This is a genomic window from Actinoalloteichus sp. AHMU CJ021 (genome assembly GCF_002895405.1).
Lineage (GTDB): Bacteria > Actinomycetota > Actinomycetes > Mycobacteriales > Pseudonocardiaceae > Actinoalloteichus_B > Actinoalloteichus_B caeruleus.
The window spans coordinates 1,054,930-1,069,686 of sequence record NZ_CP025990.1 but is presented as its reverse complement, the minus strand read 5'-3'; the positions used below and the strand labels follow the sequence as shown (position 1 = coordinate 1,069,686).

13 protein-coding genes are annotated in these 14,757 nt (G+C 73.3%); 12 read left to right on the top strand and 1 reads right to left on the bottom strand.

Annotated elements, in window-relative coordinates; all coding sequences use genetic code 11:
- Window positions 1–207: 207 nt before the first annotated feature.
- Window positions 208–1,188 (bottom strand): hypothetical protein, encoded by a 981-nt coding sequence (locus tag C1701_RS04085; protein ID WP_245588753.1) that lies wholly within the window; start codon window positions 1,186–1,188, stop codon window positions 208–210.
- A 392-nt stretch (window positions 1,189–1,580) separates the two neighbouring features.
- Here C1701_RS04085 and C1701_RS04080 point away from each other — a divergent pair, with 392 nt between their 5' ends.
- The 12 genes from C1701_RS04080 (at window position 1,581) to tyrS (ending at window position 14,232) form a co-directional block, all read left to right on the top strand.
- Window positions 1,581–1,922 (top strand): hypothetical protein, encoded by a 342-nt coding sequence (locus C1701_RS04080; RefSeq protein ID WP_103055566.1) that lies wholly within the window; start codon window positions 1,581–1,583, stop codon window positions 1,920–1,922.
- A gap of 31 nt (window positions 1,923–1,953) precedes the next feature.
- Window positions 1,954–2,484 carry a PPOX class F420-dependent oxidoreductase gene (locus tag C1701_RS04075; RefSeq protein ID WP_245588754.1) on the top strand — a complete coding sequence of 177 codons (531 nt, stop codon included), beginning with the start codon at window positions 1,954–1,956 and terminating at the stop codon, window positions 2,482–2,484.
- Window positions 2,485–3,217: 733 nt separating this feature from the next.
- A complete protein-coding gene (argC, locus tag C1701_RS04070; RefSeq protein WP_030106539.1) occupies window positions 3,218–4,249 on the top strand; it encodes an N-acetyl-gamma-glutamyl-phosphate reductase in 1,032 nt (343 codons plus the stop codon).
- Window positions 4,246–5,457, top strand: coding sequence for a bifunctional glutamate N-acetyltransferase/amino-acid acetyltransferase ArgJ (argJ, locus tag C1701_RS04065; protein ID WP_103055565.1), 1,212 nt, complete (start codon window positions 4,246–4,248; stop codon window positions 5,455–5,457). Before argC ends, argJ begins: the two co-directional genes overlap by 4 nt.
- Window positions 5,454–6,452, top strand: coding sequence for an acetylglutamate kinase (gene argB / locus C1701_RS04060; protein ID WP_026418454.1), 999 nt, complete (start codon window positions 5,454–5,456; stop codon window positions 6,450–6,452). Before argJ ends, argB begins: the two co-directional genes overlap by 4 nt.
- Window positions 6,449–7,681 carry an acetylornithine transaminase gene (locus tag C1701_RS04055; RefSeq protein ID WP_030225763.1) on the top strand — a complete coding sequence of 411 codons (1,233 nt, stop codon included), beginning with the start codon at window positions 6,449–6,451 and terminating at the stop codon, window positions 7,679–7,681. Before argB ends, C1701_RS04055 begins: the two co-directional genes overlap by 4 nt.
- The gene (gene argF, locus C1701_RS04050) at window positions 7,681–8,643 is read left to right on the top strand and encodes an ornithine carbamoyltransferase (RefSeq protein WP_051313830.1); all 963 of its coding nucleotides are present in this window, start codon (window positions 7,681–7,683) and stop codon (window positions 8,641–8,643) included. The genes C1701_RS04055 and argF overlap by 1 nt, the downstream gene beginning before the upstream one ends.
- The gene (locus tag C1701_RS04045; RefSeq protein WP_035275506.1) at window positions 8,640–9,230 is read left to right on the top strand and encodes an arginine repressor; all 591 of its coding nucleotides are present in this window, start codon (window positions 8,640–8,642) and stop codon (window positions 9,228–9,230) included. The genes argF and C1701_RS04045 overlap by 4 nt, the downstream gene beginning before the upstream one ends.
- A gap of 34 nt (window positions 9,231–9,264) precedes the next feature.
- Window positions 9,265–10,485, top strand: coding sequence for an argininosuccinate synthase (locus C1701_RS04040; RefSeq protein WP_035275508.1), 1,221 nt, complete (start codon window positions 9,265–9,267; stop codon window positions 10,483–10,485).
- Between the two features lie 275 nt (window positions 10,486–10,760).
- On the top strand, window positions 10,761–12,128 hold the full coding sequence (gene argH / locus C1701_RS04035) for an argininosuccinate lyase (protein WP_245588758.1): 1,368 nt from the start codon (window positions 10,761–10,763) through the stop codon (window positions 12,126–12,128).
- A complete protein-coding gene (locus C1701_RS04030; RefSeq protein ID WP_337662131.1) occupies window positions 12,098–12,790 on the top strand; it encodes a DNA-3-methyladenine glycosylase in 693 nt (230 codons plus the stop codon). The genes argH and C1701_RS04030 overlap by 31 nt, the downstream gene beginning before the upstream one ends.
- A 167-nt stretch (window positions 12,791–12,957) precedes the next feature.
- Entirely contained in the window at window positions 12,958–14,232 is a 1,275-nt protein-coding gene (tyrS, locus tag C1701_RS04025; RefSeq protein WP_026418458.1) for a tyrosine--tRNA ligase, read from the top strand.
- Window positions 14,233–14,757: the final 525 nt, after the last annotated feature.

The following is a 14,757-nucleotide window of genomic DNA, read 5'->3' as shown; positions in this document are numbered from 1 at the left end:
ACCGGGCCCCGGGGTGGCGTCAGCGGAACCCGCGCCGCCACCTCTCACCCGGGTTCGGCGTTCCACCGGCGGCCGAGTGCGCGGGCACCTGGTGCGGGTGAGCCCTGACGGCGGAGGACCCGAGACGGCGCGACCGCGCACCGACCACGGGAACTCGCCGGGCGGGCCCGCCACCCGACGGCCAGGAGCGGACCGGTGGGCGGGTGTTCAGGTGAGCAGGTAGCGGGAGGCGGTGCGCCGGTACTCCTGCTCGGGGTCGCCCAGGTAGGCCCACGGGACTGGGTGCAGCCGGTCCTCCATCCCGAGCAGGTGGCGGCGGGTCCTGGGCAGGTCCCCGGCCTGGGAGAGCGCCGCCGCGAACAGGTTGTGGGCCTCCCTCGCGCGCGGGTGCGGCACCGGGTCCCTGGACCACTTGTCGGACGCGTCGACGAGTTCGCCGGCGTTGTCCTCGAAGTACCGGGTGTGGATCCGGAAGTACTCCACGCGCCTCCTGGCGCGGAACGTCTCCTCGAGGTTGTGCAGGTACACCTCGAAGTGGGCGAGCGGCAGCACGGCGGTGAGGGGGTGCCCGGCGGGAGCGCGGGCGACGGTCTCCCGGGCGAAGCGCAGACTCGCCTCGTGGGAGCCGCCCCACTTCGCGGCGAGCGCCTGCACCCGGTACCAGTGCGCGGGGTAGAGGGTGGGCGAGCGGAGCACCGTCTCCGACCACACCTCGTCCTGCTGCTCGCGGTCGACCTGGAGGCCCTGGCCCACGCACACCAGCACCATCCAGGGGCAGGGGTCCTCGGGGAGCTGCGCGGCGGCCTCGTGCAGCGGGGCCACGGCCTTGCGGAGGGTGGCGAAGAAGATCTGGTACCTGTCGTGCCCCACGTCCTCGGCGACGCCGTCGCCGCGCACGGTCCAGGCCTCGTGCCGGTAGACGCTGCCGGCGAGTAACCAGAGCTCCGGATCACCGGTCGCCGAGGCGGCCTCGGCGATCTCGTCCGCCCGGCCGATGAACGCCCGGCCGAGCACGTCGGTGCGCAGGGCGCGGGTCTCGTGGTCGTCCCTGCACTCCTCGAGAACGGTGCGCGCCGCGACCAGGGAACCGGTCTCGACGGCGGCGTCCAGGACCGTGTCGTCGTACGGATGGCCGAGGACCATCTCCTCGGGACCGGCTTGCCTTCTCCGTCTGCTGAACAAGCGCACCGGGGGACTCTAGAGCCGCTGACATGCCGGGAGCCAGCCTGTGTCCGCGTTGTGATCAAACACGCCGGCGGCGTCCGACACGCCGTGCCGGACCCGCGCGTCTCCGGCCGGCGACCGGTCCTCCTGTTGGGGGAACGGGCTCCCCGGCGAGCGCGCCGCGGGTACCTCCGTTCGAGGCCGGCCGCCCTCCGGGCGGTGGTCCGTTCGACGTCCTCCCGTGGCCCCGGTCCCGCCGGGCGTCCCCGGGAGGCGATCGCCCCGTGCCGGGTCCGCTCCGCCGCCACCGGCTGGCCGAGGGGCGGCGTCCGGTGTGGACCGGACGCGGTCGGCCCGTCCACCGCGCCGTGGAGTCGGGAACGCCGCCCCCGGTGCCGGGCGCCTAGGCTGGGGCGGTGCGCACCGAGGAGACGCCGGACCTCTCCCCGCTGGAGACGGCGATGGAGCTGTTGGACCGGCACGCCACCCTGAACGACCGGTACCGGCGCCTGATCGCCGACGCGCGCCCGGTGTTCGTCGATCCCGCTCCACGCGGCAGCCAGGTGCGAGGTGTGGCGAAGAAGCTCATCGTGCTCGTCAGGGCGGCACGAGCGGAACTCGACCGGGTGCTGGCCCCCGAGCAGGTCGCCGCCGTCGAGCGCGGCGAGCGGGTGGCGTGGCGGGTGCTCCGTGACGAGCCGCGCCGGGAGCCGGGGCCGGTCGCCGACGACCGAGGCGAGGGCCCGCGTCCACGGTGACGGGTGAGCGACGACCGAAGGGATGGGGCTGGTGAGTGGAACCGGAGCGGAGGGTGGGCCGACGGGTCGCGGGCGGCCCCCGGTGCCGAGGAGCGGCCGGTCGCACCACCCCGACGGCGCCCGGCCCGACCCCGGTGGTGGGGTGGAGGAGCCGCGTCAGGCTGGCACCGGGCCAGGGAACCCGGCGCTCGACCGGTTGGGCGCGGCGAGGTACCTGGCGGTCACCACCTTCCGGCGGTCCGGTCAACCGGTGGTCACGCCGGTGTGGCTCGCCAGGGACGGGGACGCGCTCGTCGTGTGGACGGTCGCCGACTCCGGGAAGGTGAAGCGCATCCGGCACACGCCCACGGTGCGCCTCGCCCCGTGCGACGTGCGGGGTCGCGTGACCGGCCCGGAAACCGGCGGACGGGCGGTCGTCCTCGGCCCCGAGGACAGCGACCGCGCCCGTCGCCTGGTCTCGCGTCGCTACGGTCCGCTGGGGTGGCTCGTCGTCACCCTGAGCACCCTGCGGCGAGGGCGTACCGGAACCGTGGGGGTGCGGATCACTCCCGCTGGCGGCTGATCGACGAGCACCAGGTCCTGCCGGGCGCTGGCCGTGCCCCGCCGCGGCACCAGCCGCCGCGTCTCTGGCCGCCGGTTCGCTGGCCCGCCCTTCGGGAGGCGACGGGTCGCCCGCACCGGACCGGTGTCGTGCGCCCCGGGGGCGGATCCCAGCTGGGAGTCGAGTGGCAGGGGGCGCTCGGGAGGTGCGCGCCGCGCCTGGTCGCGGCGCGACGGTGGGCGCGGTCCTGCCGCCGCCGGGGCGTCGCCAGGGTGGTTGTCCGGCCGGGACGCCCTCAGCGGTTGGTGCGAGAGGCGGGTGCGGCCGACAAGGGGGCGTACCCGGTGTCGTCCTGGTCGGCGGGGGCCCCTGACGTGTCGTCCGCGCTTCGTGGGCGGCCACGTCCCGAGTTCGGCTGCGGTCGGGAGGGGTGTGGGGCGAGCGCGGGCCGTCCGGCGCGGCCGGCTGACCGGGCGGGCGGGCTGCGCGCGGCGACGTGCGGCCGCCGGGGGCGCGGCGCGGCGGAGCGGGTTGGTGGCGACGACCACCCGGTCGGCGGCCAGCGGCGGCCCCCGGATGGCGGGCATCATGGGTGGCGTTCGCCTGCCGCCGTGGTGGCCGGCGGGAACGTCGGGACTGCCCCGGGTCGTGGTGGTGCGGCGAGCGCGTTCCGCCCCCGGCCGTCCCGGGGCGGGGAGTTGGCTGGGTCACCACGACGTTGATTGATATTGCATGAATGTGCATAATCATCCACATGACGTTTCGGGTGGCCGTGACCGGAGCCAGCGGGTACGCGGGTGGTGAGCTGCTTCGGCTGCTGCTCGCGCACCCCGAAGTGGAGATCGGCGCGCTGACGGCGGCCAGCTCGGCGGGATCGCGGCTGGGGGAGCACCACCCGCAGCTCGCGCCGTTGGCGGACCGCGTCCTGGCGGAGACCTCCCCGGAGCGGCTCGCCGATCACGACGTGGTGTTCCTCGCCCTGCCCCACGGCCACTCGGCCGCGATCGCCGATCGGCTCGGCGAGGGGACGCTCGTCGTGGACTGCGGCGCCGACTTCCGGCTCACCGACGCCGACGCCTGGCGGCGGTGGTACGGGGGTGACCACGCGGGCAGCTGGCCCTACGGACTGCCCGAGTTGCCCGGCGCCCGCGATCGGCTCCGAGGTGCCCGACGAGTCGCCGTCCCCGGCTGCTTCCCGACCGCGGTCTCCCTCGCGCTGGCCCCAGCCCTGCGCGCCGGGCTCGTCGAACCCGACGTGGTCGTGGTCGCCGTCACCGGTACCTCGGGGGCGGGCCGCGCGCTCAAACCCCACCTCCTGTCGGCCGAGGTCATGGGGTCCGCCAGCGCGTACGGCGTCGGCGGGGCCCACCGGCACACCCCGGAGATCGCGCAGAACCTCACCGGCCTCGTCGACGGCGACGTCCGGGTGTCCTTCACGCCGGTGCTCGCGCCGATGCCCCGGGGGATCCTCGCCACCTGCAGCGCGCCGCTGACGGCGGCGCCCTCGGGGCCGCGACGCGTCCGGGAGGTCTTCGAGGACGCCTACCGGGACGAGCCCTTCGTCCAACTGCTCCCCGAGGGCACCTGGCCCACCACCGCCGGGACCCTGGGGGCGAACAACGTCCAGCTCCAGGTCGCCGTGGACCCCGACGCCGGCCGCCTCGTCGTCGTCGCCGCCGTCGACAACCTCACCAAGGGCACGGCCGGTGGCGCCGTGCAGAGCATGAACCTCGCGCTCGGGCTTCCCGAGACGACCGGACTGTCGACCGTGGGAGTCGCACCATGAGCACACCACCCCCAACGAACCCGGGCGGACTCACCCTGGACCGTTCGCGTGGCGTCACCACCGCCGCCGGGTTCCGCGCCGCCGGGATCGCCGCCGGCATCAAGGAGTCGGGCGACCGGGACCTGGCGCTCGTGGTCAACGACGGACCGGCCGACGTGGCCGCCGCCGTGTTCACCACCAACCAGGTCAAGGCCGCCCCCGTCCTCTGGTCCCAGCAGGTCCTCCAGGAACGCCGCGTCCGGGCCGTCGTCCTCAACTCGGGCTGCGCCAACGCCTGCACCGGCCCGGAGGGCTTCCAGGACACCCACGCCACCGCCGAGCGGGTCGCCGAGGCGCTGGGTGTCGGCGCGGGCGAGGTCGCGGTCTGCTCCACCGGGCTCATTGGGGAACGCCTGCCGATGGACCGGGTGCTCCCCGGGGTGGGGGCCGCCGCCGACGCGCTGGCCACCTCCGACCAGGCGGCCCTGGACACCGCGACCGCCGTGATGACCACCGACTCCCGGCCCAAGCAGGTCTCGACCACCCACCCGGCCGGCTGGTCGGTCGGCGGCCTGGCCAAGGGCGCCGGCATGTGCGCGCCCAACATGGCCACGATGCTCTCGGTGATCACCACCGACGCCGTGGTCGACTCCTCGCTGCTCGACTTCGCGCTCCGGGCGGCCGTCGCCCGGACCTTCCACCGGCTCGACGTCGACGGCTCCACCTCCACCAACGACACCGTGTTGGTGCTCGCCTCCGGGGCCTCGCGGGTCAGCCCGGACGCCGGGGCCTTCACGGGAGCGCTCACCGAGGTCTGCGCCGACCTGGTGGCACAGCTGCAGGCGGACGCCGAGGGGATGACCAAACGGGTGCGCATCGAGGTCGTCGGCGCCGCCACCGAGGGCGACGCGGTACGCGTGGCCCGCACCATCGCCGAGGACCACCTCGTCGGAACGGCCCTGTTCGGGTCCGACCCGAACTGGGGCCGCATCGCGATGGCGGTCGGTCGCGCGGACGCCGAGGTCGACCCCAACCGCCTGGACATCCGGCTCAACGGTGTCCTGCTCTGCGCCGGCGGGGTCAAGGCCGCCGAACGCCACGAGGCGGACCTGAGCGGACCGGAAATCCTGGTCGAGGTCGACCTGCACGTCGGGGACGACGCCACCTTCGTCCTCGCCACCGACCTCTCCCACGGGTACGTCGAAGAGAACAGCGCGTACTCCTCATGAGCGGCCACGTCACCGACCCCGGGGGAACACCGGCCACCGGGCACCCGGCCGACGCGACGCCGGGGAACGACAGTGACCGCCTCGGGGAGGCCGCCGCCAAGGCCGCGGTGCTCGTCGAGGCCCTGCCCTGGCTCGAACGGTTCCACGGCGCCACCGTCGTGGTGAAGTACGGCGGGAACGCCATGGTCGACGAGGAGCTCAAACGGGCCTTCGCCCAGGACATGGTGTTCCTCCGCCTGGCGGGCCTGCGGCCGGTCGTCGTGCACGGCGGCGGACCCCAGATCAGCGCGATGCTCGGTCGACTCGGCATCCCGGGGGAGTTCCGGGGCGGGCTCCGCGTCACCACGCCGGAAACCATGGACGTGGTGCGGATGGTGCTCTTCGGCCAGGTCGGCCGCGAACTCGTCGGACTGGTCAACGCCCACGGGCCCTACGCGGTCGGCATCTCCGGCGAGGACGCCGGCCTCTTCACCGCCGCCCGCCGCCCCGCGGTGGTCGACGGGGCACCGGTGGACATCGGCCTGGTCGGCGACGTCGTCGAGGTCAACCCCGAGGCCGTCCTCGACATCATGCACGCCGGACGCATCCCGGTCGTGTCCACCATCGCCCCCGACGCCGACGGCGTCGTCCACAACGTCAACGCCGACACGGCGGCGGCGGCGCTGGCCGTGGCGTTGCGCGCGGCCAAGCTCGTCGTGCTCACCGACGTGGAGGGGCTGTACGCCGACTGGCCCGACCGCTCCTCGCTGCGGACGAGGGTGACAGCGCCCGAGCTGGAGCGGCTGCTGCCGGGGCTGGCCAGCGGGATGGTCCCCAAGATGGAGGCCTGCCTGCGCGCCGTGCGCGGCGGCGTCCCCGCCGCGCACGTGATCGACGGCCGGTTGGCCCACTCCGTGCTGCTGGAAGTCTTCACCCAGCAGGGGGTCGGCACGATGGTGTTGCCCGGTGAACCCGAGGGTGCCTCGGGAGGACAGGACGAGGAAGACCAGGCATGAACGGCTCGAACAGCGAGGGGCGGCAGCGGTGGCGGGCCGCGCTGATGAACAACTACGGCACTCCCGGCCGCACGCTGGTCAGCGGGCGGGGCGCGCACGTCACCGACGCCGAGGGCCGCCGCTACCTGGACCTCTACTCGGGGATCGCCGTCAACGCGCTGGGCCACGCCCACCCGGCCGTGGTCGGTGCCGTCAGCGAGCAGGTCGCCCGCCTGGGCCACGTCTCGAACTTCTTCGCCACCGAACCAGCGCTGGACCTCGCCGAACTCCTCCTCCACCACACCGGCTTCGGCTCCGAGGGACGGGTACTGTTCACCAACTCGGGCGCGGAGGCCAACGAGACCGCGTTCAAGATCGCCAGGCGCACCGGCCGGCCCGAGATCATCGCCACCGAGGGCGGGTTCCACGGCCGCACGATGGGCGCGCTCGCCCTCACCGGGCAACCCGCCAAGCGGGCTCCCTTCGAACCGATGCCGCCGGGGGTCCGGCACGTCCCCTACGGCGACGTGGCCGCGCTGCGCGCCGCCGTCACCGAGCGGACCGCTGCCGTCGTCCTCGAACCCGTGCAGGGCGAGGGCGGCGTGGTGGTCCCCCCGGAGGGATACCTCACCGCGGCCCGGGAGATCACCCGCTCCGTCGGAGCGCTGCTCGTCGTCGACGAGGTCCAGACCGGGGTCGGCCGCACCGGCCGCTGGTTCGCCTTCCAGGCCGAGAACGTCGTCCCCGACGTCGTCACCCTCGCGAAGGGCCTCGGCGGCGGTCTCCCCCTCGGCGCCTGCGTCGCCAGCGGGGAGGCGGCCCACCTGCTCGAACCCGGCCAGCACGGCACCACCTTCGGAGGCAACCCCGTGTGCTGCGCCGCTGGCCTGGCGGTCCTGCGCACCATCGCCGACGAGGGCCTGCTCGACCACGTGGCCGAACTCGGCAAGGACATCGCGCGCCGGATCGACGGTCTCCACCACCCGCTGGTCGCCGGCGCCAGGGGAGTGGGCCTGCTGCTCGGGTTGCGGCTCACCCGCCCGGTGGCCCCCGAGGTCGCCGACCAGGCGGCCGAGGCCGGCTACCTGGTCAACCCGGTCCAACCGGATTGCGTGCGCCTCGCCCCACCGCTGGTGCTCACGCACGAGGACGCCCACCGCTTCCTCGACGCGCTGCCCGGCGTGTTGGACGCGGTCGCGCACCGGATCCCCACCGACCCCGACCACACCACTGCGAAGAGGACCCCCTGATGCCGCGGCACTTCCTGCGCGACGACGACCTGACCCCGGACGAGCAGACCGCCGTGCTCGACCTCGCCGACCGGCTCAAGGCCGACCCCCTCGGCTCCCGGCCGCTGGCCGGCCCCCGGTCGGTGGCGGTGATCTTCGAGAAGAACTCCACCAGGACCAGGCTGTCGTTCGAGGTCGGCATCGCGCAGCTCGGCGGCCACCCGATCACCGTCGACAGCCGGACCATGCAGCTCGGCCGCGAGGAGACGATCGAGGACACCTCACGGGTGCTGTCCCGGTACGTCGACGCCGTGGTGTGGCGGACCTTCGCCCAGGCGAGGATGGACGCGATGGCCTCGGTCTCCGCCGTGCCGGTGGTCAACGCGCTCACCGACGAGTTCCACCCCTGCCAGGCCCTGGCCGACCTCCAGACCATCCGCGAGCACCACGGGCGGCTGGCCGGCCTGACCCTCACCTTCCTCGGGGACGGCGCCAACAACATGGCGCACTCGCTCATGCTCGCGGGCGTGACGGCCGGCATGCACGTCCGGGTCGGCGCTCCCGAGGGCTTCCGCCCGCTCGCCTCGGTGCTGGAGGCGGCCAACCGGCGGGCGGCCGACACCGGGGGCTCGGTGCGCCTGGACCACGACCCGGCGCGGGCGGTCGAGGGAGCCGACGTCGTGGTGACCGACACCTGGACGTCGATGGGCCAGGAGAACGACGGCAAGGACCGCGTCGGCCCCTTCCGACCCTTCCAGATCAACGGCTCGCTGCTGGCCGGCGCGGCCGAGCGGGTCGCCGTCCTGCACTGCCTGCCCGCCCACCGGGGCTGGGAGATCACCGACGAGGTGCTCGACGGGCCGCACAGCCTGGTCTGGGACGAGGCGGAGAACAGGCTGCACGCCCAGAAGGCACTACTCTGGTGGTTGCTGGCGGACGGCGACGTCGCCGTCGACGGTGGGTCCGAGGGGACCTCACGATGACCCGCTCCTCCACCGCGGCCACCCGGGTCGCCAGGCAGGCCAGGATCGCCCAACTGGTGGCCCAACGGGCGGTGCGCAGCCAGACCGAACTGGCCGCGCTGCTCGCCGCCGAGGGAATCGAGACCACCCAGGCCACCCTGTCCCGGGATCTCGACGAGCTCGGCGCCGTGAAACTGCGCGGCGCCGACGGCGGGGCCGCCGTGTACGTCATCCCGGAGGACGGCAGCCCGGTCCGGGGTGTGGAGGGCGGGACGACCAGGCTCGCCCGCCTGCTGGGTGAGCTACTGGTCTCGGTGGACTCCTCGGGCAACCTGGCCGTGATCCGCACCCCACCCGGGGCGGCTCACTTCCTGGCCAGCGCGCTCGACCGGGCCGCACTGCACGACATCGTCGGCACCATCGCCGGCGACGACACCGTGCTTCTCGTCGCCAGGGAACCCCTCACCGGGGCGGACCTCGCGAGGCGGGTGAACGCGCTGGCGGTGGGAGCCGGCGGCCAGCGCGGCGGAGGCGGCACCGCACCCGCTTCGAACCCCATCGGGACCTCAAGCCCCGACCAGGGCGCAACCGACACTGACAAGACTTGATCACCTCGATCGCAGTAGTGACTGGAGAGCAACAATGACTGAGCGGGTTGTGCTGGCCTACTCCGGTGGGCTGGACACCTCCGTCGCCATCGGCTGGATCGCCGAGGAGACCGGCGCGGAGGTCGTGGCGGTGGCCGTGGACGTCGGCCAGGGCGGCGAGGACCTGGAGAGCATCCGCAAGCGGGCGCTGGCCTGCGGCGCGGTCGAGGCCGTCGTCGCGGACGCCCGGGACGAGTACGCGGACGAGTACTGCCTGCCCGCCCTACAGGCCGGCGCGCTCTACATGGACCGCTACCCCCTGGTGTCGGCCCTGTCCCGCCCACTGATCGTCCGGCACCTCGCCGAGGCCGCCAAGTACCACGGGGCGACCACGGTCGCCCACGGCTGCACGGGCAAGGGCAATGACCAGGTCCGCTTCGAGGTCGGCATCGGCGCGCTCGCCCCCGACCTCCAGGTCATCGCCCCGGTCCGGGACTACGCCTGGACCCGGGAGAAGGCCATCGCCTGGGCGGAGGAGCGCGACCTCCCCATCGACGTCAACAAGCGGTCCCCCTACTCGATCGACCAGAACGTCTGGGGCCGCGCCGTCGAGACCGGGTTCCTCGAGGACATCTGGAACGCGCCCATCGAGGACGTCTACGAGTACACCGCCGACCCCGCCCAGCCGCGTGAGGCCGACGAGGTCGTCATCACCTTCGAGCGGGGCGTCCCGATCGCCATCGACGGCACCAAGGTCACCATGCTCCAGGCCATCCAGGAGATGAACCAGCGCGCCGGCGCCCAGGGCGTCGGCCGGCTGGACATGGTCGAGGACCGGCTGGTGGGCATCAAGAGCCGGGAGATCTACGAGGCGCCGGGCGCCATCGCGTTGATGACCGCCCACGAGGAGTTGGAGAACGTCACCCTCGAACGGGACCTCGCCCGCTTCAAGCGCCAGGTGGCCCAGCGGTGGAGCGAACTCGTCTACGACGGCCTCTGGTTCTCCCCGCTGAAGAACGCCCTCGACAGCTTCGTGCTCAGCTCGCAGGAGCACGTCACCGGCGACGTCCGGATGGTGTTGCACGGTGGCCGGGCCACCGTCACCGGTCGCCGCAGCTCGCAGTCGCTGTACGACTTCAACCTGGCCACCTACGACGAGGGCGACGCCTTCGACCAGTCGCTGGCCAAGGGCTTCGTCCAGCTGTGGGGCCTGCCCAGCAAGATCGCGGCCAAGCGCGACCTCCAGGGCGACACCCCGCCCCAGAGCCGGGACTGACGCGAACACGCGGGCGACGCCGGCCCCACGGGAGGAGCCGGCGTCGCCCGCCGTCGTCCCTGGTCCGAACCGGGCACCCGCGCGGCGCCCTGGCACCACCGGACCTGCCAGACTGCTGACCAGCGGGCGGTCCACCCCTCCCGGGCGGGCCGTCGACGTGGCGGCGGCCCCGCCACCAGACCTCCGACCAAGGTGAGAGAACGACGGTGACGAACGACAAGGCAGCGCCCGCCCGCCTGTGGGGTGGACGGTTCAGCTCGGGACCAGCCGAGGCGATGGCGGCGCTGAGCGACTCCACCCACTTCGACTGGGCGCTCGCGCCCTACGACATCGCGGGTTCCCGTGCCCACGCCAGGGTGCTGCACCGCGCCGGGCTGCTCACCGAGGAGGAGCTGGAGCGGATGCTCCGGGGGCTGGACACGCTGGCCGCTGACGTCGCCTCGGGCGAGTTCACCCCCACCAGGGACGACGAGGACGTCCACACCGCCCTCGAACGCGGCCTGCTCGACAGGCTGGGCCGTGAGCTGGGCGGCAAGCTGCGAGCCGGGCGTTCCCGCAACGACCAGGTGGCGACCCTCTTCCGGATGTGGCTGCGGGACGCCGCCCGACGGATCGCCACCGGCGTCCTCGACGTCGTCGACGCCCTGCTGGCGCAGGCCGCCACGCACCCGGAGGCGGTGTTGCCGGGACGGACCCACCTCCAGCACGCCCAGCCGGTGCTCCTCGCCCACCACCTGCTCGCCCACGCCCAGGCCCTCGTCCGCGACGTCGACCGCCTGCGGGACTGGGACGCCAGGACCGCCTTCTCCCCGTACGGCTCCGGGGCGCTCGCCGGCTCCTCGCTCGGCCTCGACCCGGAGGCCGTCGCGCTGGAACTCGGTTTCGACGGGCCGGTCGAGAACTCGATCGACGGCACGGCCTCCCGTGACTTCGCGGCGGAGGCCGCCTTCGTCCTGGCGATGCTCGGGGTGAACCTGTCCCGCGTCGCCGAGGAGGTCATCGTCTGGACGACCGCCGAGTTCGGGTACGCCGTGCTCGACGACGCCTGGGCCACCGGCAGCTCGATCATGCCGCAGAAGAAGAACCCGGACGTCGCCGAACTCACCAGGGGCAAGTCCGGCCGGCTCATCGGCAACCTGACCGGCCTGCTCGCCACCCTCAAGGCGCAGCCGCTGGCCTACAACCGGGACCTCCAGGAGGACAAGGAACCCCTGTTCGACTCCGTGCGGCAGTTGGACCTGCTGCTGCCGGCACTCGCCGGGATGCTGGGCACCATGCGTTTCGACACCGAGCGGATGGCGGCGTGGGCCCCGGCGGGGTTCACCCTCGCCACCGACATCGCCGAGTGGCTCGTCCGGCAGGGCGTCCCGTTCCGCGTCGCGCACGAGGCCGCCGGGGAGTGCGTTCGACTGGCCGAGGCCCGGGGCGCCGGTCTTGACCAGCTCACCGACGCCGAACTCGCCGCCGTGCTGCCCGAACTGACGCCCTCGGTCCGCGAGGTCCTCACCGTCGCCGGCTCCATCGCCTCCCGGGACGCCTACGGAGGGACCGCTCCGGCGCGGGTCGGTGAGCAGCGCCACCGCCTGGCGTCGCTGGTGGAGACCCAGCGCGTGTGGTCCTCGGAACCGGTGCGGACTTCGTGACACCGCCCCCCGCCCGGCCACGGCCCGAACAGTTCACCCGGGAGGAACTCGCCGTCGACCCGGTCGACGCGGTCCCCCTGGTGCTCGGTTCGGTGCTGCGCTCGGAGACCCCGCAGGGGCCGGTGTCGGTCCGCGTCGTGGAGGTCGAGGCCTACCGGGGGGCCGACGACCCGGCGTCGCACTGCTACCGGGGCCGGACCCGTCGGAACCAGGTGATGTTCGGTCCCGCGGGCCACCTGTACGTCTACTTCGTGTACGGCATGCACTTCTGCGCGAACATCGTGTGCCTGACCGACGGGGTCCCCGGCGCACTGCTGGTGCGGGGCGGCGAGGTCGTCGAGGGCGTCGAGCTGGCCAGGTCACGACGTCCGGCGTCGCGTCGGGACACCGACCTGGCCAGCGGGCCGGCCAGGCTGACGACCGCGCTGGGGCTGACCGCGTCGCACGACGGCACCGACCTGACCGATCCGGGCAGCCCGGTGCGGCTGCTGCGGGGGGACACCGTCGCCCCGGACCAGGTGCGCCGAGGGCCCCGGGTTGGCGTCGCCACCGCGATGGAGGTGCCCTGGCGGTTCTGGGAGGCCGGCTCCCCGGCCGTCAGCCCCTACCGCCGGGGTGGGCGGCGGCGGGTGATCGCCGCGCCGCCGCCGACGCGCGACTGACCGGTCACCCCCCGCGGCGCGTTCCGCCCGGTCCCGGAGCCGCGGCGCCGGTCACGCGCTCCGGGGAGCGGCGCCGCCCCGGACGACGGGTGCGTCCCGCGCGGGGTGTGCCCCGGACACGGGAACACCAGGGACGGGTGGCCCGGCGGATGGGGGACAATGGTCCGGTGAGCGAGCACATCCTTGACGAGCTGACCTGGCGCGGCCTGATCGCGCAGTCCACCGACCTCGCGAGCATGCGCGAGGACCTCTCCCAGGGCCCGCTCACCCTCTATGCCGGCTTCGACCCCACCGCGCCGAGCCTGCACGCGGGTCACCTGATCCCACTGCTGACGCTCCGCCGCTTCCAACGGGCCGGGCACCGGCCGATCGTGCTGGCGGGGGGCGCGACGGGGATGATCGGCGATCCCAGGGACGCCGGGGAACGGTCCCTGCACGCCGCGGACACCGTCGCCGAGTGGGCGAACCGGATCCGAGGGCAGCTGGAGCGCTTCGTCGAGTTCGACGACGGCGCCACCGGAGCGGTCGTGGAGAACAACCTGACGTGGACGCGTGACCTCACCGTCCTGGAGTTCCTCCGTGACCTGGGCAAGCACTTCCCGGTCAACGGGATGTTGGCGAGGGAGACGGTGAAGCGTCGGCTGGCCGGCGAGGGGATGTCGTACACGGAGTTCAGCTACCTGCTGCTCCAGGCGAACGACTACCTCCACCTGCACCGGCGCCACGGGTGCCGGCTGCAGATCGGCGGCTCCGACCAGTGGGGCAACATCGTGGGCGGCGTCGACCTGATCCGCCGGGTCGAGGGCGCCTCGACCCACGCCCTGACGGTCCCGCTCATCACCGACTCGGAGGGGCGGAAGTTCGGCAAGTCCACCGGCGGCGGGAGCGTGTGGCTCGATGCCGAGCTCACCAGTCCCTACGCCTGGTACCAGTACTTCGTGAACACCGGGGACGCCGACGTGGGCCGGTACCTGCGGTTGTTCACCGAACTGGGTCGGGAGGAGATCGAGGAGCTCGAACAGCTCACCGAGGACAAGCCCCAGCTGCGCGCCGCCCAGCGGCGGTTGGCCCAGGAGCTGACCACTCTCGTGCACGGAGCGGAGCACACCGAGCAGGTGGTGGCGGCCAGTCAGGCCCTGTTTGGCCGGGGTGAGTTCCGCGAGCTGTCGGCGAGCACGCTGCGCTCGGTCCTGGCCGAGGTGCCGACGGCATCGGTCCGGCTGGCCGACCAGCCCAGCATCGTCGACCTCCTCGTCGGGGCCGAGCTCACCCCGAGCAAGGGGGCGGCCCGGCGCGCCGTCGCCGAGGGCGGGGCCTACGTGAACAACACCAAGATCACCGACCCGGAGTGGGTGCCCACCCAGGACGACCTGTTGCACGGGCGCTGGCTGGTACTCCGACGTGGCAAGCGTCACACTGCGGGAGCGGAAGTGCTCATCTAACCTGGAGCCAGGTCCCCGGCGAACCGTTGACCAGCGGATTCGCCGGGCCGGTTGGCGCTGGTGGGGCAATTTGACTTGCCCGGCCGGGCAGGCGTACGTTAGTGATGTCAGCGCGGAACGGACTCCGGTGGCGGACGCTGAGCGGCGGCCACGGGGGACGGAGCGTAGGAGTTGTGAACCAGGCTCCCACCTCGGGTGGTAGAGTGGGCAACTTCCGACGAACAGCAGATAGGACCACGTGACGCCCCCTCGCGGAGGCTGATTCGTGGTGGTGCTACTGTTCCGAGGCGCAAAACAGCGACACCACTGAGCAGCTCGGACCTGACACGGATCTGGCGAGGCCAAGACGCGGCCCCCGAACGCGACAGGGAAAAGCAGCCCAGTACGCTCCACTAGGCTCCACATTGACAACAACAAAGCCAGGAGTTCACCGCCAACCGGTCGAAAGCGCCGAGTTGACGGAACGAACGAAGATCGGTTACGTTGACTCGGAACCGGAAAACACCGCACACACGGTGCTGCCCG